Here is a 20,067-nt window from a genome sequence, read left to right as displayed (position 1 = left end):
GTGGGTGCGGTGCACGAGCCTCCGGGCCGGCCGGGGCGTCGCCGTCACGCCGGCGCGGCCGCCGCGAGGCGCGCGAAGTCGGCCAGCGCGAGCTGCTCACCGCGCAACGACGGGGAGATCCCGGCCGCCTGCAGGGCCGCCTCCGCGGACGGCGGGTCGCCGTAGACGGGGGCGAGGGCCTGGCGCAGCGTCTTGCGGCGCTGCTGGAAGGCGGCGTCGACGAGGGCGAAGGTGCGGAGCCGGAGCTGCTCGTCGCCGGGCGCGTCGTCGCGGCGCTCGAAGGCGACGAGGACCGAGTCGACGTTCGGCACGGGCCAGAAGATCTGGCGGCTGACCGACCCCGCCGTGCGCCAGGTGCCGTACCAGGCGGCCTTCACGCTCGGGGCGCCGTAGACCTTGGAGCCGGGCTGCGCAGCGATCCGGTGGCCGACCTCGGCCTGGACCATCACGACGCCCGAGCGGAGGCTCGGGAAGTGCTCCAGGAAGTGCAGGAGCACCGGGACGGACACGTTGTACGGGAGGTTCGCGACCAGGCGGACGGGATCGACCGGCAGTTCGGTGATGGCGAGGGCGTCGCGGTGGACGACGGTGAGGTGCTCGGCGGCGTCCGGGGCGAGCTGCGCCACCGTGACGGGGAGCTGCGCGGCGAGACGGCCGTCGATCTCCACCGCGACCACGCGGGCGCCGGCCTCCAGCAGGCCGAGCGTCAGCGATCCGAGGCCGGGGCCGATCTCCACGACGCTGTCCCCCGCCTGCACCTCGGCGACGCGGACGATCCGCCGGACCGTATTGGCGTCGATCACGAAGTTCTGGCCCAGCTTCTTCGTCGGGGTGACGTCGAGCAGCTCCGCCAGGTCGCGGATCTCGGCCGGGCCGAGCAGCCGGAGCTCACTCACGCGATGATCCCGATCGGCCGGGTCGGCGGCGGCCCGACGGGCTCACTGTCCCAGCGGCCGTAGACCAGTTCGGTGTTGGAGTTGATCTGCGCGGCCAGGGTCGACGCGTCGGTCCCCATCACCTCGGCCATGGCGCGGAGCGTGTACGGGATGAGGTACGGCGCGTTCGGGCGGCCTCGGAAGGGCGTCGGCGTGAGGAACGGGGCGTCCGTCTCCACCATCACCAGGTGGCGCGGGGCGACCTCGAGCGCCGCGCGCAGGCCCGGCGCGTTCTTGAACGTGACGGTGCCCGCGAAGGACATGTACCAGCCGTTCTCGGCGCAGATGCGGGCCAGCTCCACGTCGCCCGAGAAGCAGTGGAACACCGTGCGCTCGGGGGCGCCGACGCGCTTCAGGGTGGCGACGACGGCGGCGTGCGCGTCGCGGTCGTGGATCTGGAGCGCGATGTCGTTCTGCTTGGCGATCTCGATGTGCGCCTCGAACGAGCGGAACTGGGCGTCGCGTCGGGGGCCTTCTTCCGTGCGGAAGAAGTCGAGGCCGGTCTCGCCTACAGCACGCACCCGCGGCCGGCCCGCGAGCTCGGCGATCACGGCGAGCGCGTCGTCCAGCTCGCCCCGCTCGTCGTAGTCCGGCGCGTCGTTCGGGTGCAGCGCGACGGCCGCGAGCATCCGCGGCTCCACGGCAGCCGTCTCCGCCGACCAGCGGGAGGTCTCGACGTCGTTGCCCACCTGCACGACGCCGCGCACGCCGACGCTCGACGCACGGTCGAGCTGCTCGCGGTAGTCGAGCGGCTCCGCGCCGTCGGCCATCTCGAGGTGCGTGTGGTTGTCGTAGACGGGAACGGTGAGCGCCTCGGGCAGCGGAGGGTAGCTGAGGTCGCGGCCGTCGGTGACGTGCCGCTGCCGGACGAACGACGGGTCCGTCATACCGCGGCGACCGCCTCCGCGTCGATCCGCGGGAACAGCGCCTCGAGCCCGTTGACCTCCGTGCCCGCGGGCAGCTGGCCCCACTCGCCCGCGCTGCGGAGCGGCTGCGCCGTGAGCGCGCCCAGCTCGCCGGAGACGCCGAGCGCCTCCCACAGCTTGGCGGTGGCCGCCGGGATCACCGGAGAGAGCAGCACCGCGAGGGACCGCAGCCCTTCGGCCGCCGTGTACAGCACGGTGCCGAGCAGCTCGCGCTGGGCGTCGTCCTTCGCCAGCGCCCACGGCTCCTGCTCGGTGATGTACCCGTTCAGCTCGTCGACGATCCGCCAGATCGCCGTCAGGGCGTCGTGGATCGCCAGGCGCGAGACGGCCGCGTCGGCGTCGGCCGCCGCCGTGCGGACGACCTCCTGCACGTGCAGGTCGACATCGCGGTACGGGCCGGCCGGCGGCACGATGCCCTCGAAGTAGCGCGTCACCATCGCGACGACACGCGACGCCAGGTTGCCGAACCCGTTGGCGAGCTCGGCCTGGTACCGTGCCGCGAGGTCCTCCCAGCTGAACGAGCCGTCCTGCCCGAAGTTGATGGCGCGCATGAAGTAGTAGCGGAACGCGTCGGACCCGAAGGTGTCGGTGATCTGCGTCGGCGCGATGCCGGTCAGCTTGGACTTCGACATCTTCTCGCCGCCCACGAGCAGCCAGCCGTGACCGAAGACGCGCTTCGGCACCTCGAGACCCGCGGCCATCAGCATGGCGGGCCAGATGACCGCGTGGAAGCGCAGGATGTCTTTGCCGACCAGGTGGTTCGCCGGCCAGCGGCGGGCGAACTCCTCGTCGTCCTGCCCGTAGCCGACGGCGGTGATGTAGTTGAGCAGCGCGTCGAACCACACGTAGACGACGTGCGACTCGTCCCACGGCACCTTGATGCCCCAGTCGAAGCTCGACCGCGAGATCGACAGGTCGCTCAGGCCCTGCCGCACGAAGCTGACCACCTCGTTGCGGGCCGACTCGGGCTGGACGAAGTCGGGGCGCTCCTCGTAGAGCGCCAGCAGGCGGTCGGCGAACTGGCTCATGCGGAAGAAGTAGTTCTTCTCCTGCAGCAGCTCCAGCGGCTTCGAGTGGATGGCGCAGACCTTCTGGCCCTCGTACTCCCCCGTGCCGTCGACGATCTCGCTCTGCGGCTTGAACTCCTCGCAGCCCACGCAGTAGAGCGCCTCGTACTCGCCGGCGTAGATGTAGCCGTCGTCGTAGAGCTTCTGCAGGAACTTCTGGACGTTGACCTCGTGCCGCTCGTCGGTGGTGCGGATGAAGTCGTCGTTGGCGATGTCGACGGTGTCGAGCAGCGGCAGCCACTCCTCGGTCACCAGCTTGTCGGCCCACTGCTTCGGCGTCGTGCCGTTGGCGGTCGCCGTCCGCAGGATCTTCTGGCCGTGCTCGTCGGTGCCGGTGAGCAGCCAGGTGTCGTCGCCGGCCTGGCGGTGCCAGCGGGCGAGGACGTCGGCCGCGACCTCCGTGTAGGCATGCCCGATGTGCGGGACATCATTCACGTAGAAGATCGGCGTGGTGATGTAGAAGGAAGAGCCGTCGGACATGGTGACTATCCTACGGGCGCGGACGCGCGCGATTCCGTCTGTTACTCCGCCTGTGGAGAACGGGTTGCACCGTGGAGAACGAGTTGCACCGTGGAGAACGGGTTGCGCGTGGAGGGGCGTCCTCAGCAGCGCCGCTCGAGCGCCGCCTGGTAGAGGTCGCGCTTGCCGAGCCCGGTGGCCTCGGCGACCTCGGCGGCCGCCTCCTTCAGCCGGCTGCCCGCCGCGACCAGCGCGAGCACCTGCTGCACCGCCGTCTCCGGGTCCGCCGCCCGCGCGGGCGCGCCGGCAACGACCACGACGATCTCGCCGCGCACCCCCTCGGCGGCCCACGCCGCCAGCTCGGCCGCGGTGCCGCGGCGCACCTCCTCGTAGAGCTTCGTCAGCTCACGGCAGACGACGACGCGGCGGTCGGCGCCGAGCGCGGTCGCGATGTCGGTCAGGGATGCGGCGAGCCGGTTCGGCGACTCGAAGAACACCATGGTGCGGGGCTCGGCGGCGACGGCTCGCAGCGTCGACAGCCGCTCCCCCTGCTTGCGCGGGAGGAAGCCCTCGAAGGTGAAGCGGTCGGTCGGCAGGCCGGACACGGCGAGCGCCGTCAGCACGGCGGACGGCCCGGGCAGCGCCGTCACGCCGACGCCCGCCGCCGCTGCCGCCTCCACGAGGTGGAAGCCGGGATCGGACACCGTCGGCATCCCGGCGTCGGAGAGCAGCACGACGTCCTGGTCGCGGGCCAGCTCCACCAGCTCGGCCGCGCGCTCGCGCTCGTTGTGGTCGTGCAGGGCGATCAGCCGCGGGCGGTTCTCGACGCCGAGACCGGCCAGCAGGCGCTGCGCGACCCGGGTGTCCTCCGCCGCGACGACCGTCGCCGCCGACAGCACCTCGACCAGCCGCCGGGACGCGTCGCCGAGATTGCCGATCGGGGTCGCGGCCAGGATGATCATGGCGTCTAGTCTGTCAGTCGGAAGGCGACGCGGAGCCCGCCGCCCTAGCATGGCCTGGTGACCTCTGCTCCTCCGACCGATCTCCCGGCCGCGCACGTCGCCGCGGTCCCCGTCGGCACACGTCTGGACGACTGGTGGGCGCGCGTCCTCGGCACCCCCGGCCGCCTGCGGCTGTGGATGTGGGGCGCACCCGTCGCCGTGACCCTGCTCGCGGCCGTGCTGCGGCTCTGGAACCTCGGCCAGCCGCACGCGCTCGTGTTCGACGAGACCTTCTACGTGAAGGACTCCTGGACCGTCTGGAACCTCGGCTACGAGGGCAGCTGGCCCGACAAGGCCGACGCCCGGTTCGCCGCCGGGGAGACGCAGATCTTCGACGCGGACCCGTCGTTCGTCGCGCATCCTCCGCTCGGCAAGTGGCTGATCGCGCTCGGGATGGCCGCCACCGGTCCCGCGAACTCGTTCGGCTGGCGGGTCTCCACCGCGATCGTCGGGACGATCGCGGTCCTGCTCGTCTTCCTCATCGCGCGGACGCTGTTCCGCTCGACGATGCTGGCCACGATCGCCGGGTTCCTGTTCGCGATCGACGGCCACGCCATCGTGATGAGCCGCGTCGCGCTGCTCGACAACTTCGTGATGTTCTTCGCGCTGCTGGCGTTCTGCTGCATCCTGCTCGACCGGCGCTGGGCCGCCGACCGTCTCGCCGCGAAGGTGGCGGCCGCGCGCTCGTCCGGCGGCGACCCGGCGTGGGGGCCCGTGCTGTGGTGGCGGCCGTGGCTGATCGCCGCGGGCATCCTGTGCGGGCTGTGCGCCGGGGTCAAGTGGACGGGCTTCTACTTCCTCGCCTTCTTCGCCGTGTACACGGTGGTGGTGGATGCGGTGGCCCGCCGCCGCGAGAAGCTGCCGTTCTACGCGAGCGGGGCGCTGCTCAAGCAGGCGCCGGCGACCTTCGTCCTCATGGTCCCGCTCGCGTTCGTCGCCTACGTCGCGACCTGGACCGGCTGGATCCTGTCGAAGGACGGCTACTACCGCCACTGGGCGGAGGCCGCGCACGCGCAGTGGACGGGCGCGTTCGCCTGGGTGCCGCTCTGGGCGCAGAACCTCTGGTACTACCAGACGCAGATGTACAACTACAGCATCAACCTGCACACGCCGCACCCGTACCAGTCGAACCCGCTGACGTGGACGCTGATGCTGCGGCCGACCAGCATGTACTACGTCGGGACGACGAAGGGCAAGGACGGCTGCGCGTGGGACTCCTGCTCCGCCGCGATCACCTCGCTCGGCAACCCGCTGATCTGGTGGGCGGGAACGGCGGCGATCCTGTTCCTGCTGTACTGGCTCGTCCGCACCCGCGACTGGCGCATCGGGCTCATCCTCACGGGGCTCGCGGCGGGATACCTGCCGTGGTGGCTGTACATGGGCCGCACCATCTTCACGTTCTACTCGATCGCCTTCGAGCCGTACCTGATCCTCGCGCTCACGGCCGCCATCGCCATCGTTCTCGGCCGGCGCACCGATCCGGAGCCGCGACGGCGGCGCGGCATCCTGTGGACCGGCGTCTTCCTGGCCGCGTGCGCCGTGGTGAGCGCGTTCTTCTGGCCGATCTGGACGGGGCAGCAGGTGCCGTTCTGGTTCTGGCAGATCCACATGTGGCTGCCCAGCTGGGTGTAGTCCGCGGGGGTCGCGGATGCACTGTCCCGTGTCGGGGGCCGGTGGTAGACCGAGGGGTATGACCGATGCGGAGCAGCCCCTCGACCTCGTCCCCCTTCCCGGAAGCGAACGGCCGGAGCGCCCGGGCTTCCGCGCGCACGGAGGGCTCGCGCCCGACACCCGCGTGGATGCGACGCTCGTGCTGCGCCGCCGTGCCGAGCTCCCCGAGAGCGCCTTCGCCGAGCCGCTCAGCCGGGACGAGCTCGCGGAACGCTACGGAGCCTCGCCCGACGACGTCGAGCTGGTGCGCCGCACCCTGGAGGGCCTCGGCGTGAGCATCGACGAGGTGGATGCGGGCGCACGGCGCATCCGCGTCTCCGGTCCGGTGCAGACCGTCGCCCGCGTGTTCGGCACCGACCTGGCGCAGTCGAGCGCGGAGGGCGCCGGCGAAGACGCCGCGGTGTACCGGCAGCGGACGGGCGGCCTCAGCATCCCGTCGGCGCTCGCCGGGGTCGTGACCGCCGTCCTCGGGCTGGACGACCGGCCGCAGGCGCGCGCGCAGTACCGCTACGTGCCCGCCGCGGCGGTCAGCACCAGCTACACGCCCCCGCAGCTCGGGACGGTCTACTCCTTCCCCGATGGCACCGACGGCAGCGGTCAGACCATCGCCATCATCGAGCTGGGCGGCGGCTATGTGCAGAAGGACCTCGACACCTACTTCGCCGGACTCGGCATCCCGACCCCGAGCGTCCGTGCGGTGGGGGTCGACGGCGGCTCGAACGCGCCGGACGGCAACCCGAACGGCGCAGACGGCGAGGTCATGCTCGACATCGAGGTCGCCGGGGCGCTGGCCCCGAAGGCGGAGATCGTCGTCTACTTCGCGCCCAACACCGACGCGGGGTTCCTGGACGCGGTGACGACCGCCGCGCACGCGGAGCCGACGCCCGCGGCGATCAGCATCAGCTGGGGGCAGTCGGAGGACGGCTGGACCGCCCAGGCCCGCACCGCGTTCGACCAGGCGCTGCAGGACGCCGCAGCACTCGGCGTGACGACCACGGCCGCGGCGGGCGACGACGGGAGCAGCGACCGCGTGGGCGACGGCCGGCCGCACGTCGACTTCCCCGCCTCCTCGCCCCACGCGCTGGCCTGCGGGGGAACCCGGCTCGAAGCGGACGCCTCGACCGGCGCGGTGCGCTCGGAGGTCGTCTGGAACAACGGCACCGGCGGAGGCGCCACCGGAGGAGGCGTGAGCGCCGTCTTCCCGCTGCCGTCCTGGCAGGCGGGCGTCGGGGTGCCGTCCGGTGCGGACGGCACGGACGCGGGCGGCGCCAGGAACGGCGCGGGCGGACGCGGCGTGCCGGACGTCTCCGCGGTCGCCGATCCGCAGACGGGCTACCGCATCCGCGTCGACGGCCAGGACACCGTGATCGGCGGAACGAGCGCGGTGGCCCCGCTGTGGGCCGCGCTGGTCGCGCGACTCGCACAGTCCACCGGCAAGCCGCTCGGTCTCCTCCAGCCGCGGCTGTACGACGCGGTGCCGGCCGGGCAGGTCGCGGACGGCTTCCGCGACATCACGACCGGCGACAACGGCGCCTACCGGGCGACGGCGGGATGGGACGCGTGCACCGGCCTCGGCGTCCCGGACGGCGCGCGGCTGCTGACGTCGCTCTAGGGAACCGCCCGCGTCCGTCGGACGAACGGCCGCAGAACTCCGGCGGACCGCGGTGCGGGTGGAGTCCTCGCGGTAGGGAGGTCGAACATCCGACGGTGGGATGCCGACAGCGGGATGCCGACGGTGGGATGCCGACAGCAGGATGCCGACAGAATGGGTCGGTGAGCACTCCGTCGCCGACCGCCCGAACGCTGCCCTGGCTTCCCGGCGTCGTGGCGTGCGCCGTGGCTGCGGCCGTCGCGTGGGGCGTGCACTGGCTGGTCCCCGTCGTCCCGTGGCTGACGGCGGCCGTTGTGCTCGGGATCGTGGTCGGCCAGCTCCCGGTCGCACGGCCGGCCGTCGCCGGACGCCTGGCCCCCGGTCTGTCCCTGAGCGCCAAACGGCTGATGCGCATCGGCGTCGTTCTGCTCGGACTGAAGCTCAGCCTCGGTGACATCGCCGGGCTCGGCTGGGTCGCCATCCTGACCACCGTCGGCGTCGTGCTGCTCAGTTTCGCCGGAACCTTCTGGATCGGTCGGCTGATGCGCCTCCCCGGTCACCAGCCGCTCCTGATCGCCACCGGCTTCTCGATCTGCGGCGCGTCCGCCATCGGCGCGATGAGCGGGGTCGTGAAGCCCAAGGACGAGGAGGCCGCCACCCCCGTCGCGCTGGTGACCCTGTGCGGAACGCTCGCCATCTTCGTCCTTCCGCTCTTCTGGCATCCACTCGGATTGGATGCGCAGCAGTTCGGCCACTGGGTGGGCGCCGGCGTCCACGACGTCGGACAGGTCGTCGCGACCGCGCAGCTGGCGGGTGCCGGAGCGCTCGCCGTTGCGGTCGTGGTCAAGCTCACCCGCGTGCTGATGCTCGCCCCGGTCGTGGCGGTCGCCGCGGTCGTGGAGCGCCGCCGCCATGTCGCGGGCGACCCGGGTGTGAAGCGCCCGCCCATCGTTCCGCTGTTCGTCGCCGGGTTCCTGCTCGCCGTTCTCGTGCGCACGTTCGTGCCGCTCCCGTCCCTCGTGACGGACGGCGCGGACACCCTCCAGACCGTGCTGCTCGCCATGGCGCTGTTCGGCCTGGGGACGGCGGTGCGCCTCCGCACCCTGGTCGGCACCGGCTGGCGCGCGCTCGTCACCGGCCTGGTGTCCTGGCTGCTGATCGCCCTGCTGGCGCTCGCCGCCGTCTGGGTGTCGGCCGTCGCCTGACGCGGTCAGTCGACCAGCTTCAGCCCGACGACGCAGCCGACCAGGCCGACGATGAGCAGCGCCTTCACGAGCGAGAAGCCGTCTCCGCCGAACGCCATGGCGTACAGCACCGTGAGAGAGGCGCCGATGCCGACCCACACCGCGTAGGCGGTGCCCGTCGAGATCTCGCGCATCGCGAAGGCCAGCCCGGCCATGGATGCGACGAGGGCGACGACGAAGACGGCGCTCGGCCAGAGCCGGGTGAGCCCGGCGGACCGGCCGAGGGCGGTGGCCCAGACGGCTTCGAGCACGCCGGAGACGATGAGGACGATCCAGGACACGGTGCGACTCCTTGGCCAGTCTTGTCGCTCACCGGGTACTGAACCGTCGTCCGGGGCCCCGCATCGGACCTGGCCCCAGGGTAGCAAACCGGGTTGCCGCGTGTTACGTCGACCGCCGCGGACCGTCGGCGGCGTCGGGTAGCGTGACCCCCATGGCAGATCGCGAATACGGTTTCCGCACGCGGGCGATCCACGCGGGCAACATCCCCGATCCCGTGACGGGAGCGCGCGCGCTGCCGATCTATCAGACCAGCGCGTTCGTGTTCGACGACACGGCGGATGCCGCGGCCCGCTTCGCCCTGCAGAAGTACGGCAACATCTACTCGCGCCTCGCGAACCCGACCGTCGCCTCGTTCGAGGAGCGGGTCGCCAGCCTCGAGGGCGGCCTCGGCGCGGTGGCGACGGCTTCCGGCCTCAGCGCGCAGTACATCACGTTCGCGTCCCTCGTCGGCGCGGGCGACCACATCGTCGCCTCGGCGAACCTGTACGGCGGATCCATCACCCAGCTGGATGTGACCCTGCGGCGCTTCGGCGTCGAGACCACCTTCGTGCAGAGCGCGGACCCGGCCGACTACGCCGCCGCGATCACCGACCGCACGAAGCTGGTGTTCGCCGAGACGATCGCGAACCCGTCCGGCGAGATCGCCGACATCGAAGGGCTGGCGGAGGTCGCGCACGCGGCGGGCATCCCCCTCGCCATCGACTCCACCATCGCGACCCCGTACCTCAACCGGCCGTTCGAGTGGGGCGCCGACATCGTCATCCACTCGGCCACCAAGTTCCTCGGCGGGCACGGCACGACCCTCGGCGGCGTCGTGGTCGAGAGCGGCCGCTTCGACTGGCACTCCTCGAAGTTTCCGCTGTTCGGCGAGCCCGTCCCCTCGTACGGCGGTCTGCAGTGGTCGGGCAACTTCGGCGAGTACGCGTTCCTCACCCGGCTGCGCGCCGAGCAGCTGCGCGACATCGGACCGGTGCTCGCCCCGCACTCGGCCTTCCTGCTCGCGCAGGGCGTCGAGACTCTGCCCTACCGCATCCAGGCGCACGTCGACAATGCGCGAGCGGTGGCCGAGTGGCTGGATGCCGACCCGCGCATCGAGAAGGTGTTCTGGGCCGGACTGCCCGGGCACCCGCACCACGAGCGGGCGCTCAAGTACCTGCCGAAGGGCCCGGGAAGCGTGTTCAGCTTCGTGGTGAAGGGCGGCCGCGAGGTCGGCCAGAGGTTCATCGAGTCGGTGAATCTCGCCAGCCACCTCGCCAACATCGGCGACGCGAAGACGCTGGTGATCCATCCCGCCTCGACGACCCACGCGCAGCTCACCGAGCAGCAGCTGCTCGACGCCGGCGTGCTGCCGGGCGTCGTGCGCATCAGCGTCGGGATCGAAGACGTCGACGACATCATCTACGATCTCGATCAGGCGCTCACGATCGCCGTCGAGGAGGCGAACGCAGCATGACCACTGCCACCACGGAAGCCACCACCGAGGTCCAGCTCGCGAACGGGCTGAGCTGCGCCCTGCCGTCGGACTCCCCCCTCGCGAAGCTCCTGAAGTCGCAGCGCACCTGGGTCGGACCGGACGCCAAGGAGCGCCTGAAGATCCTGCGCGGGGCGAAGTCCGTCGCGATCGTCGGCGCCTCCCCCAACCCGGCCCGGTCGTCCTACTTCGTCGGCACCTACCTGCAGCAGTCGAGCGACTACCGGCTGTACTTCGTCAACCCGAACGCGGACACCATCCTGGGCGAGAAGGCCTACCCCGACCTCGCGTCGCTGCCCGAGGTGCCGGACATCGTGGATGTGTTCCGCAAGCCCGCCGACATCCCGGCCGTCATCGACGAGGCGCTCGCCATCGGCGCGCCGACCGTGTGGGTGCAGCTGGGCATCTGGAACCAGGAGGCCGCCGAGTACGGCGAGTCGAAGGGCCTGACGGTCGTGATGGACCGCTGCATGAAGATCGAGCACGCCCGCTTCCACGGCGGTCTGCACCTGCTCGGCTTCGACACCGGCCAGATCACCGCGCGCAAGACCCTCCGCTGACGTCCCCGCGCGGTCAGGCGCGCGCGACGATGTGGAAGACGTGCCAGTGCTTCGGGCCCTCGAAGGACATCCCGCGACGGTCGTCCTCCACCAGCTGCAGCACGTCCATCCCGGCGAGCATGCCCTCCACCTGGCCGCGCTCGTGGAAGCTCATCCCGGGTCGGCCGGCCCATTCGTCGTGCGGGCCGAACAGCTCGCCGGCGAACAGGCCGCCGGGCCGCAGCGCCTCGCGGATGTCGGCCCACAGATACGGGAAGTGCGACTCGTCGCAGAACGGCAGCGCGAAGCCCGCGTAGACGAGATCCGCGGGAGGCAGCTCCCCCAGCGTCTCGAATGACGCGCGCCGCACGTCGACACGCTCGGACGCGTCCGGCGACAGGCCGGCGCGCACCCGCTCCTCCACGCCGGGGTCGGCGTCCACCGCCAGCACACGCCACCCGTGCTCGGCGAGGTGCCTGGTCTCGACGCCGTCGCCGCAGCCGAGATCGACCGCATCGCCCGGCTCTCCGTCCCAGGCGGAGACGGCGCTCTGGAAGGTCGGCCGCACGCCGCGCCCGCCCTGCTTCTCATAGAACTGCGACCAGTCGAACGCCATGTCGCCGAGCCTACGCGGACCACGCGACCGCCGGGTGGGCCACGCGGCGCTGTCTTTCGAGCCGGGAGATGCCCACCTAGCTTGTCAGGCAGGCGTCCACCGGAGCACTCTCGCAGCTCCGGGTGGGGGGCGAACGCCGGAAGGAAGTTCTCATGCGTCACCGGAATCCCACCATCCGACGAGCGGTCGTGGCGACCGTCGCCATCCTCGGGCTGATCGTCACCGGAGTCGGCGTCGGCCTCCCCGCCCAGCAGGCGGAGGCGACGACGGCGGGAACGCCGGGCACCCCGCAGCCGCCGACCGCCCTGTTCACCGAGGACTTCTCCGGCCAGAACGCGGCATCGACCGCGATCAAGATCACGGCGTACCAGGGCACCCCGGGCAGCAGCTACGTTCCCGGCGTCTCCGGTGCGAACGCGGAGACCTACTACGCGGACCCCCGCTGGGCCGACGGCCAGTACTGCAACGGCTACATCGTCAACGGGTCTACGACGACCGCGCCGCCCGGGTGGAACCCGGGATGCCCGATCTCGGGGGTGCAGATCCTCGCGAACGCGATGGGCCAGTTCCAGGGGTACTCCACAGCGGCGGCCGCCCACAACCAGGCGGTGACGGCCTACACGGCCAACGGCACCGTCCCGGGCATCCAGCTGCGGACGAACACGGCCATACCGGCGATCCCCGGCCACTTCTACCAGACGACGGCGATCGTCGCGGCGACCAACTGCACCGCGAACAGCGCGGGGAACCCCTCGGAGACCCTCTCGCTCTACGTCAACGGCGTGAAGAACGTGCTGGCGACGCAGCTCGACCCGTGCCACTATCCCGGCGCGGTCCAGTACGGCTCGGGACCGTTCGGGCCCACGATGGTCGCCGGTCTCGTCTCCGCGGCGATCAAGGTGCCGAGCACCGGGACGCCGACCGTCGGCATGCAGCTCGAGAACCAGAGCGCGGTCGTGGCCGGGAACGACGGCGCGTTCGACCTCCCCCAGATCCTGGATGTGACCCCGCAGCTCGACAAGGCGTTCAGGCCGTCGACGATCGCGTCGGGCCAGACGTCGACGCTGACCTACACGATCACGAACACCTCCGAGCTGGCGGCGAAGAACGGGTGGGGGTTCCACGACGACCTGCCGTCCGGGGTGACGGCCACCGGGGTGAACGCGACGACGTGCGCGAGCGGCGCCGTCACGGCTGCGCAGGGGTCCGCCTCGGTCGTCGTGAACGGCACCCTGAACCAGGGGCAGAACGCCTGCACTGTGACCGTGCAGGTGACCGCCACCGTGCCAGGCACCTACACCAACGGCCCGGCCAACTTCCCCGACGGCACCGCCGGACTCGACGGTCTCAACCCGCCGGCCGACACTCCCCTGACCGTGACGCCGCCCGCCTCCCTGATCGTGAGCAAGGCGTCGACGACGACGGCGATCACCCGGGTCGGCCAAGTGGTCACGTACAAGTTCGTCGTGACGAACCGCTCGCAGGTGACGCTGCACGGCATCACGGTGGTCGACACCCAGACACCGCCCGCGTCGCAGGCCGCCCTCTCCGCGATCCTGTGCGAGACGCAGACGCTCGCACCTCAGGCCTCGACGACCTGCACCGCGCGCTACACCGTCTCCCAGGCCGACCTCGACAACGGGTCGGTGCGCGACACGGCGACGGCGAGCGGCCTCGATCCGGCGGGGGCGACCGTCACCGCACCTCCGGCGACGCTCACGATCACCAGCGCCCGCCCCGCGATCTCGGTGGTCAAGTCGACCACGGCCACCCTGGCGAGCTCCGTCGGCCAGCAGATCCCCTACGTCTTCCGCGTCACGAACACCGGGAACGTCACGCTGTTCGGGGTGTCCGTCACCGACACGCCGACGCCGCCGGCATCCTCGGCGAACATGTCGGCGATCACCTGCCCGAACCCGGCGCTGGCTCCGGGCGAGTCGCAGTCCTGCACCGGCACGTACACGGCGACCCTGGCGGACCTCCAGAACGGCACGCTCGCGGACTCGGCGACGGCCTCCGGCGCACCCGAGGGCGGGGCCGCCGTGACCTCCGAGCCGTCCGACCTGTCCATCCCGACCCAGCTGCCGGGCTCGCTGACCATCCGCAAAGCGACGACGACGGCCGCCGTGACGTCGATCGGGCAGGTCATCCCGTACACGTTCCTGGTGACCAACAACTCCACGGTGGTGGTCGACAACATCGTGGTGACCGACACCGTCGAGGCCCCGTCCCTGCCGGGCAACCTGACCGCGCCGACGTGCCCGGCGACGACGCTCGCTCCGGGAGCGTCGACCACCTGCACCGCGTCGTACCGGGTCACCTCCGCCGATGTGAACGCGGGCGTCGTCGCCGACCACGCCCGGGCGTCGGGGACCGACCCCGGCGGCAACCCGGTCCTGTCGTCCCCCTCGCGCGTCGAGCTCTTCTCACCGATCTCCGCCCTGACGATCGTGAAGTCGACGACGGCGACCTCGGTGTCCGCCGTCGGCCAGCAGGTGCCGTATTCGTTCGTCGTGACGAACACCGGGAACCAGGTGCTCACGAACGTGGCGGTCGCGGACACGCAGGTGCTGCCGGGATCGCAGGCGAACATGTCCGCGATCGCCTGCCCGCAGACCACCCTGAACCCCGCAGCATCCATGACCTGCACGGGCTCCTACCAGGTGACGGCGGCGGATCTCGGCAACGGCTCGGTGAACGACTTCGCGACCGCATCCGGGCGGAATCCGGCGGGGACGACCGTCACCTCCCCGCAATCGGCGGCGTCCGTCAACGCGACTCCCGCAGCGCTGACGATGGTGAAGGCCTCATCGACCAACTCCTTCAGCTCGGTCGGGCAGCCGGTGCGCTACACGTTCACCGTCACCAACAACTCGTCCACGACCTATCGCAACATCGCCATCCAGGACACCCAGGTCGCCCCGGCGACCCAGGGCCGGCTGTCGGTGATCGCCTGCGACCGGACCACCCTCTCGCCGGGCCAGATCGCCGTCTGCTCGGCCACCTACTCGGTGACCGCGGCCGACATCACGAACGGATGGCTCAGCGACTTCGCGACAGCGACCGGGGTCGACGTGGCGAACAACACCTACACGACGGCGCGGTCGAGCACGATCATCCCGGCCATCCAATCGCCCGCCATCACGGTCACCAAGTCGTCCGCCGTCACGCGCGTCACGGCCGTCGGACAGGAGGTGCCGTACGTCTTCACCGTGCGGAACACCGGCAACGTCAACGTCACGGACGTGACCGTCGCCGACACCCAGACGCCGCCGGCCGTGCAGGCGAACATGAGCCAGGTGGCCTGTCCGCCGGGACCTCTCGCACCGGGTCGGACCGTCGACTGCACAGGCACATACACGGCCACCCAGGCCGACCTCGACCACGGCGTGGTCGCCGACACCGCGACCGCGACGGCCATCGGGCCGACGGGCGAACCGGTGGACGCGCCTCCCTCACGGCTGCGGATCACGACGAATCCGGCGCTGACGATCGCGAAGTCGTCGACGACGACGCTGATCACCGACATCGGCCAGCAGGTGCCGTACGAGTTCGTGGTCACGAACATCCGGACGACGCCGGTCTCGAACGTGCGCGTGGACGACACCCCGGCCTTCCCGTCCAGCCCGGCCGGGATGTCCGCGATCGTCTGCGACGACGAGACCCTCGCTCCCGGCGCCTCCACGACCTGCCGCGGCACCTACACCGTGACCGCCGCCGACATCGCGAACGGCACCGTGGACGATTCGGCCGTGGCCGAGGGCACGGATGCGAACGGTCTGCCGCTTCCGCCCTCCGAGCCGTCCGATCTCGGCATCCCGACGCAGCAGTCGCCCGCGCTGACGGTCACCAAGACCTCCGGCGTCTCGGTCATCACGTCGGTCGGCCAGACCGTGACGTACCAGTTCCTGGTCGTCAACACCGGGAACGTCCGCATCGACGGCGTCGACATCGAGGACACGCAGCTCCCGCCCGCCCAGCAGTCCGGCCTCTCGCCGGTGGCCTGCCCGTATCCCTCGCTCGAACCGGGCCGGTCGCAGGTGTGCACGGCCACGTACACGGTCACCCAGGCCGACGTGACCAACGGCGCCGTGGCCGACACGGCGACCGCGACCGGGACGTCGCCGGCCGGGGTCGCGGTCCGCTCGACGCCGGATGCACTCAGCATCCCCGCACCCTCCACGCCGCCGGCGATCTCCATCGTGAAGTCGTCGTCGTCGCCGGGAGTCGGCGCCCTGAACGAGCAGGTGCCGTACAGCTTCGAGGTGACCAACAACTCCGCGACCACACTGACCGAGGTGCGCGTCGTCGACACCCAGGCTCCTCCCGCCTCCCAGGCGAATCTGTCGGCGGTGTCGTGCCCGTCCACGACCCTCGCCGCCGGAGCGTCGATGACCTGCACGGCGACGTACACGACCACCCAGCCCGACTTCGACCACGGCCGCATCGACGACTCGGCCGTGGCGACCGGACGCGATCCGGGCGGCACCGTGGTGCAGTCGCCGGCGTCGGCGTACGTGGTGCTGGTCGACCCCGTCGACAACAGCCTGACGATCGACAAGCGCTCCAGCACCACCTCGATCACCCGGATCGGCCAGCAGGTGCCCTACGAGTTCGTCGTCACCAACACCGGCGGCCAGACCCTCACCGGGCTCTCGGTGACGGATGTGGTGGCCGCGCCATCGGCGCAGTCCAACCTCACCGCGGTGAGCTGCCCCTCGGCGCCGCTCGCTCCCCAGGCCAGCGCGACCTGCACGGCCACCTACACGACCACCGAGGCGGACCTGAACAACGGGGCCGTGGCCGACACGGCGACCGCCCACGCCGTCAGCCCGACCGGGGCACGGGTCGACTCGGCCGACGACAGCCTGAGCCTGCCGGCGGTCGCCTCCCCCGCTCTCACGGTGGCGAAGTCGACGACGACGGCGGCGGCGACCCGCGTCGGCCAGCAGATCCCGTACACGTTCACTGTGTCGAACGTCGGCAACGTGACCCTGGCGGACGTGGCGGTCGCCGACACCGTCGAGCCGCCGTCTCTCCCGGGCGGGTTGAGCGCGGTGACGTGCCCGACGACCACGCTGCCGGCCGGCGGTTCCGTCACCTGCACCGCGACCTACACGGTCAGCCAGGCCGACATCGACGCCGGGACGGTGAACGACACCGCGACGGCGTCCGGCACGCCTCCGGCCACGCCGGCGGACCCGGACCCGACGCCGAGCACCTCGGGGCCGTCGAGCAGCACCGTGCCGGTGCTGTACCAGGCGGAGCTGACCATCCTGAAGTCGAGCACCTCCACCGAGGTGGTGCGCAGCGGGGAGAGCATCCCGTACACCTTCGTCGTGACGAACAGCGGCAACCTCGCCGTCTCCGGCCTCGAGGTGACCGACACCGTCTCCGCTCCGTCGGACCCGGCGAACCTCAGCGCCGTGGTCTGCCCGGTCACCACGCTCGCCCCCGGGGCGTCCACCACCTGCACCGCGACCTACCTGACGACGCAGGCGGATGTGGACAGCGGCGGAGTGCACGACTCCGCCGTCGCGTCGGGACAGCCCGCACCGAGTCCCGGCGACCCCACCCCCGGGCGCATCGCGTCGGAACCGTCGGCGGTGACCCTGACGGTCGCCTCCGACCCGGCACTCACCGTGGTGAAATCCTCCCCGCAGTCGGCGACGCCGCCGACGGCCGCCGGTGATCAGATCGAATACTCGTTCCTGGTCGAGAACACCGGCAACGAGACCCTCATGGATGTGAGCGTCGACGATCAGCAGGTCGCCCCGGCCGAACAGGCGAACCTGTCCCCGGTCCTCTGCCCGCCCGGCCCGCTCGCACCGGGCGCCCAGATCACCTGCACGGCGACCTATACGGTCACCCAGGCGGACGTCGACAACGGGTCGGTCACCGACCGCGCCACCGCATCCGGCCTTCCGCCGGCCACACCGAGCGACCCCACCCCGCCGCGCACCAGCTCGCCGGAGAGCACGCTCACCGTGTCCGTGCCTCCTTCGGCGTCCCTCACGGTCGCCAAGTCGTCGACCACGACCTCGGTGGACCAGGTGGGCGACGAGGTGCCCTATACCTTCGTCGTGACGAACACGGGCAACGTCACGCTGACCGCGATCACCGTGGACGACCAGGTCGCCGCGCCGTCCGACCCGGCGAACCTCTCCGCGATCGACTGCCCGCAGACCACGCTCGCCCCGGCCGCGACCGTGACCTGCACGGCCACCTACACCGTCACCCAGGCCGACCTGGACAACGGAACGGTCACCGACAGCGCGACCGCCTCCGGCATCCCGCCCGCGACACCGGGCGACCCGAACCCGCCGGCCGTCACCTCGCCCCCGTCCGACGTCACCGTCGCCGTCGACCAGACGGCGGGGATCACCGTCGTCAAACGCTCCACCACCCCCGCTGTCGGGGAGGCGGGACAGCAGGTGCCCTACGAGTTCGTCGTCACCAATACCGGCACTATCACCCTGACCGCGATCACTGTGGACGACCAGGTCACCGCGCCCTCCGACCCGGCGAACCTCTCCGCGATCACCTGCCCGCAGACCACCCTCGCCCCGACCGCCACCATGACCTGCACGGCCACCTACACCGTCAGCCAGGCGGACATCGACAACGGAACGGTCACCGACACCGCCGCTGCCACCGGCACCCCGCCCGCCACCCCGGCCGACCCCAACCCGCCGACGATCGAATCCCCGCACTCGACGGTCACCATCACCGCCGACACCGAGCCGGCCTTGACCGTCAGCAAGTCCTCGCCGCAATCCGCCACGCCCCCGACCGCGGTCGGCGGCGTCATCGACTACGACTTCCTCGTCGTGAACACCGGGAACGTGACGCTCAGCGACATCCAGGTCGCCGACCTCCAGGATGCGCCCGCCAGCCAGGGCAACCTCTCGCCGGTCATCTGCCCTCCGGGACCGCTCGCTCCCGGAGCGCAGGTCACCTGCACCGCCGCCTACACCCTCACCCAGGCGGATGTCGACGCCGGGACCGTCGGCGACCGCGCCACCGCATCCGGCCTGCCGCCGGCCACACCGAGCGACCCCGCCCCGCCGCGCACGACCTCCCCGGAGAGCACGCTCACGGTATCCGTCCCTCCCTCGGCCTCCCTCACGGTGGCCAAATCGTCCACGACGACCTCGCTGGACCAGGTGGGCCAGCAGGTGCCCTACGAGTTCCTCGTGACCAACACCGGCAACGTCACCCTGACCGACATCACCGTGGACGACCAGGTCACCGCACCCTCCGACCCGGCGAACCTCTCCGCCGTCACCTGCCCGCAGGCCACCCTCGCGCCCCAGGCGACCACGACCTGCACGGCCACCTACACCGTCACTCAGGCCGACCTGGACAACGGAACGGTCACCGATACCGCCACCGCGCACGGCATCCGGCCCGCGACGCCCGGCGACCCCACCCCGCCGCCCGTGGACTCCCCCACGTCCGGCCTCACCATCTCCGTCGACCGGGCGCCGGCGCTCAGCATCCTCAAGTCCACCGAGACCACCGAGATCACGCGGGCGGGGCAGGAGGTCGTCTTCACCTTCCTGGTGACGAACACCGGAAACGTCGACGTCGAGGGCGTCACCGTCGACGATCGGCTCGCCGCTCCATCCAGCCCTGCCGGTCTCAGCCCGATCAGCTGCCCGCAGACCGCACTGGCACCGGCCGAAGCGATCACCTGCACCGCGACGTACACCGTCAGCCAGGCGGATATGGACGCCGGCTCGGTCGCGGACACCGCCACGGCGTCCGGGACGCCGCCGGCGACACCGGGCGACCCCACCCCGACGGCGATCTCGTCGGAGCCGTCGACGGTCACCGTCGCCGAGCAGACGCAGCCCGGTCTGAGCATCGCGAAGACGTCCGACACCCGCGCCGCGACCGCGGAGGGCCAGCAGATCCCGTACGCCTTCGTGGTCACGAACACCGGGAACGTCACGATGACCGACATCGTCGTCACCGACACCGTGGCTGCTCCCTCCACCCCGTCCGGCCTCTCCGCGGTCTCCTGCCCGTCCGACACCCTCGCGCCGGGAGAGCTAATGACCTGCAGCGCCACGTATACGGTCAGTGCCACGGACCTCCTGCTCGGGAGCTCGATCAGCGACACCGCGACGGTGGCCGGCACGGCGCCGGGCGGGGCACGGATCGGCTCGGCGCCCTCCACCCTCGCCCTGCCCGTCCAGCCGATCGCGCACCTCCCGATCGTGACCGGGTGAGCGGATGCGACCGAGCGTCGGCCGCACT

12 protein-coding genes and 1 riboswitch are annotated in these 20,067 nt (G+C 71.5%); of the genes, 6 read left to right on the top strand and 6 right to left on the bottom strand.

Features of this window, described 5'->3' with window-relative positions; translation table 11 throughout:
- Nucleotides 1-44 precede the first annotated feature (44 nt).
- The 4 genes from rsmA to rsmI all read right to left on the bottom strand — a co-directional run bounded on the left by rsmA (nt 45) and on the right by rsmI (nt 4,349).
- Entirely contained in the window at nt 45-896 is an 852-nt protein-coding gene (rsmA, locus tag BLW09_RS05220; protein WP_089909358.1) for a 16S rRNA (adenine(1518)-N(6)/adenine(1519)-N(6))-dimethyltransferase RsmA, read from the bottom strand.
- Nucleotides 893-1,822 (bottom strand): TatD family hydrolase, encoded by a 930-nt coding sequence (locus BLW09_RS05215; protein WP_089909355.1) that lies wholly within the window; start codon nt 1,820-1,822, stop codon nt 893-895. Before BLW09_RS05215 ends, rsmA begins: the two co-directional genes overlap by 4 nt.
- Entirely contained in the window at nt 1,819-3,408 is a 1,590-nt protein-coding gene (metG, locus tag BLW09_RS05210; protein WP_089909353.1) for a methionine--tRNA ligase, read from the bottom strand. Before metG ends, BLW09_RS05215 begins: the two co-directional genes overlap by 4 nt.
- A gap of 122 nt (nt 3,409-3,530) precedes the next feature.
- Complete coding sequence (rsmI, locus tag BLW09_RS05205; RefSeq protein ID WP_089909350.1) at nt 3,531-4,349, bottom strand: 16S rRNA (cytidine(1402)-2'-O)-methyltransferase; 819 nt, start codon at nt 4,347-4,349, stop codon at nt 3,531-3,533.
- A gap of 57 nt (nt 4,350-4,406) precedes the next feature.
- On the opposite strand from rsmI, the gene BLW09_RS05200 reads away from it, so the two are divergent.
- The 3 genes from BLW09_RS05200 to BLW09_RS05190 all read left to right on the top strand — a co-directional run bounded on the left by BLW09_RS05200 (nt 4,407) and on the right by BLW09_RS05190 (nt 8,855).
- The gene (locus BLW09_RS05200) at nt 4,407-6,020 is read left to right on the top strand and encodes a dolichyl-phosphate-mannose--protein mannosyltransferase (RefSeq protein ID WP_089909348.1); all 1,614 of its coding nucleotides are present in this window, start codon (nt 4,407-4,409) and stop codon (nt 6,018-6,020) included.
- Nucleotides 6,021-6,078: 58 nt separating this feature from the next.
- Nucleotides 6,079-7,671, top strand: a complete 1,593-nt coding sequence (locus BLW09_RS05195; RefSeq protein WP_089909345.1) for a S53 family peptidase — start codon at nt 6,079-6,081, stop codon at nt 7,669-7,671.
- A 161-nt stretch (nt 7,672-7,832) separates the two neighbouring features.
- Entirely contained in the window at nt 7,833-8,855 is a 1,023-nt protein-coding gene (locus BLW09_RS05190; RefSeq protein ID WP_089909342.1) for a YeiH family protein, read from the top strand.
- 5 nt (nt 8,856-8,860) lie between these two features.
- Here the strand turns inward: BLW09_RS05190 and BLW09_RS05185 are convergent, their stop codons facing one another.
- Nucleotides 8,861-9,175, bottom strand: coding sequence for a DMT family transporter (locus BLW09_RS05185; RefSeq protein ID WP_089909339.1), 315 nt, complete (start codon nt 9,173-9,175; stop codon nt 8,861-8,863).
- 10 nt (nt 9,176-9,185) lie between these two features.
- Nucleotides 9,186-9,250, bottom strand: a riboswitch (guanidine-III (ykkC-III) riboswitch).
- A 77-nt stretch (nt 9,251-9,327) separates the two neighbouring features.
- Between BLW09_RS05185 and BLW09_RS05180 the strand changes: the two genes are divergently transcribed.
- Together BLW09_RS05180 and BLW09_RS05175 are read left to right on the top strand one after the other, a co-directional pair.
- Complete coding sequence (locus BLW09_RS05180; RefSeq protein WP_089909336.1) at nt 9,328-10,629, top strand: O-acetylhomoserine aminocarboxypropyltransferase/cysteine synthase family protein; 1,302 nt, start codon at nt 9,328-9,330, stop codon at nt 10,627-10,629.
- On the top strand, nt 10,626-11,207 hold the full coding sequence (locus tag BLW09_RS05175) for a CoA-binding protein (protein ID WP_089909333.1): 582 nt from the start codon (nt 10,626-10,628) through the stop codon (nt 11,205-11,207). The genes BLW09_RS05180 and BLW09_RS05175 overlap by 4 nt, the downstream gene beginning before the upstream one ends.
- Nucleotides 11,208-11,220: 13 nt before the next feature.
- Here BLW09_RS05175 and BLW09_RS05170 read toward each other — a convergent pair whose 3' ends face one another.
- A complete protein-coding gene (locus BLW09_RS05170) occupies nt 11,221-11,802 on the bottom strand; it encodes a class I SAM-dependent methyltransferase (protein ID WP_089909330.1) in 582 nt (193 codons plus the stop codon).
- 152 nt (nt 11,803-11,954) lie between these two features.
- Between BLW09_RS05170 and BLW09_RS05165 the strand changes: the two genes are divergently transcribed.
- Nucleotides 11,955-20,039 carry a DUF7507 domain-containing protein gene (locus BLW09_RS05165; protein WP_089909327.1) on the top strand — a complete coding sequence of 2,695 codons (8,085 nt, stop codon included), beginning with the start codon at nt 11,955-11,957 and terminating at the stop codon, nt 20,037-20,039.
- The last annotated feature ends 28 nt before the right edge of the window (nt 20,040-20,067 follow it).

The organism is Leifsonia sp. 21MFCrub1.1 (assembly GCF_900107895.1).
Taxonomy (GTDB): Bacteria; Actinomycetota; Actinomycetes; order Actinomycetales; family Microbacteriaceae; genus Leifsonia; species Leifsonia soli.
The sequence above is the reverse complement of the archived record's forward strand: the minus strand, read 5'-3'. Positions and strand labels throughout refer to the sequence as shown.

What these genes read in the sequence shown, in the direction of transcription:
- BLW09_RS05215 (WP_089909355.1), bottom strand. Translation starts at nt 1,822, where the DNA reads ATGACGGACCCGTCGTTCGTCCGGCAGCGGCACGTCACCGACGGCCGC.
- metG (WP_089909353.1), bottom strand. Translation starts at nt 3,408, where the DNA reads ATGTCCGACGGCTCTTCCTTCTACATCACCACGCCGATCTTCTACGTG.
- rsmI (WP_089909350.1), bottom strand. Translation starts at nt 4,349, where the DNA reads ATGATCATCCTGGCCGCGACCCCGATCGGCAATCTCGGCGACGCGTCC.
- BLW09_RS05195 (WP_089909345.1), top strand. Translation starts at nt 6,079, where the DNA reads ATGACCGATGCGGAGCAGCCCCTCGACCTCGTCCCCCTTCCCGGAAGC.
- BLW09_RS05180 (WP_089909336.1), top strand. Translation starts at nt 9,328, where the DNA reads ATGGCAGATCGCGAATACGGTTTCCGCACGCGGGCGATCCACGCGGGC.
- BLW09_RS05175 (WP_089909333.1), top strand. Translation starts at nt 10,626, where the DNA reads ATGACCACTGCCACCACGGAAGCCACCACCGAGGTCCAGCTCGCGAAC.
- BLW09_RS05170 (WP_089909330.1), bottom strand. Translation starts at nt 11,802, where the DNA reads ATGGCGTTCGACTGGTCGCAGTTCTATGAGAAGCAGGGCGGGCGCGGC.
- BLW09_RS05165 (WP_089909327.1), top strand. Translation starts at nt 11,955, where the DNA reads ATGCGTCACCGGAATCCCACCATCCGACGAGCGGTCGTGGCGACCGTC.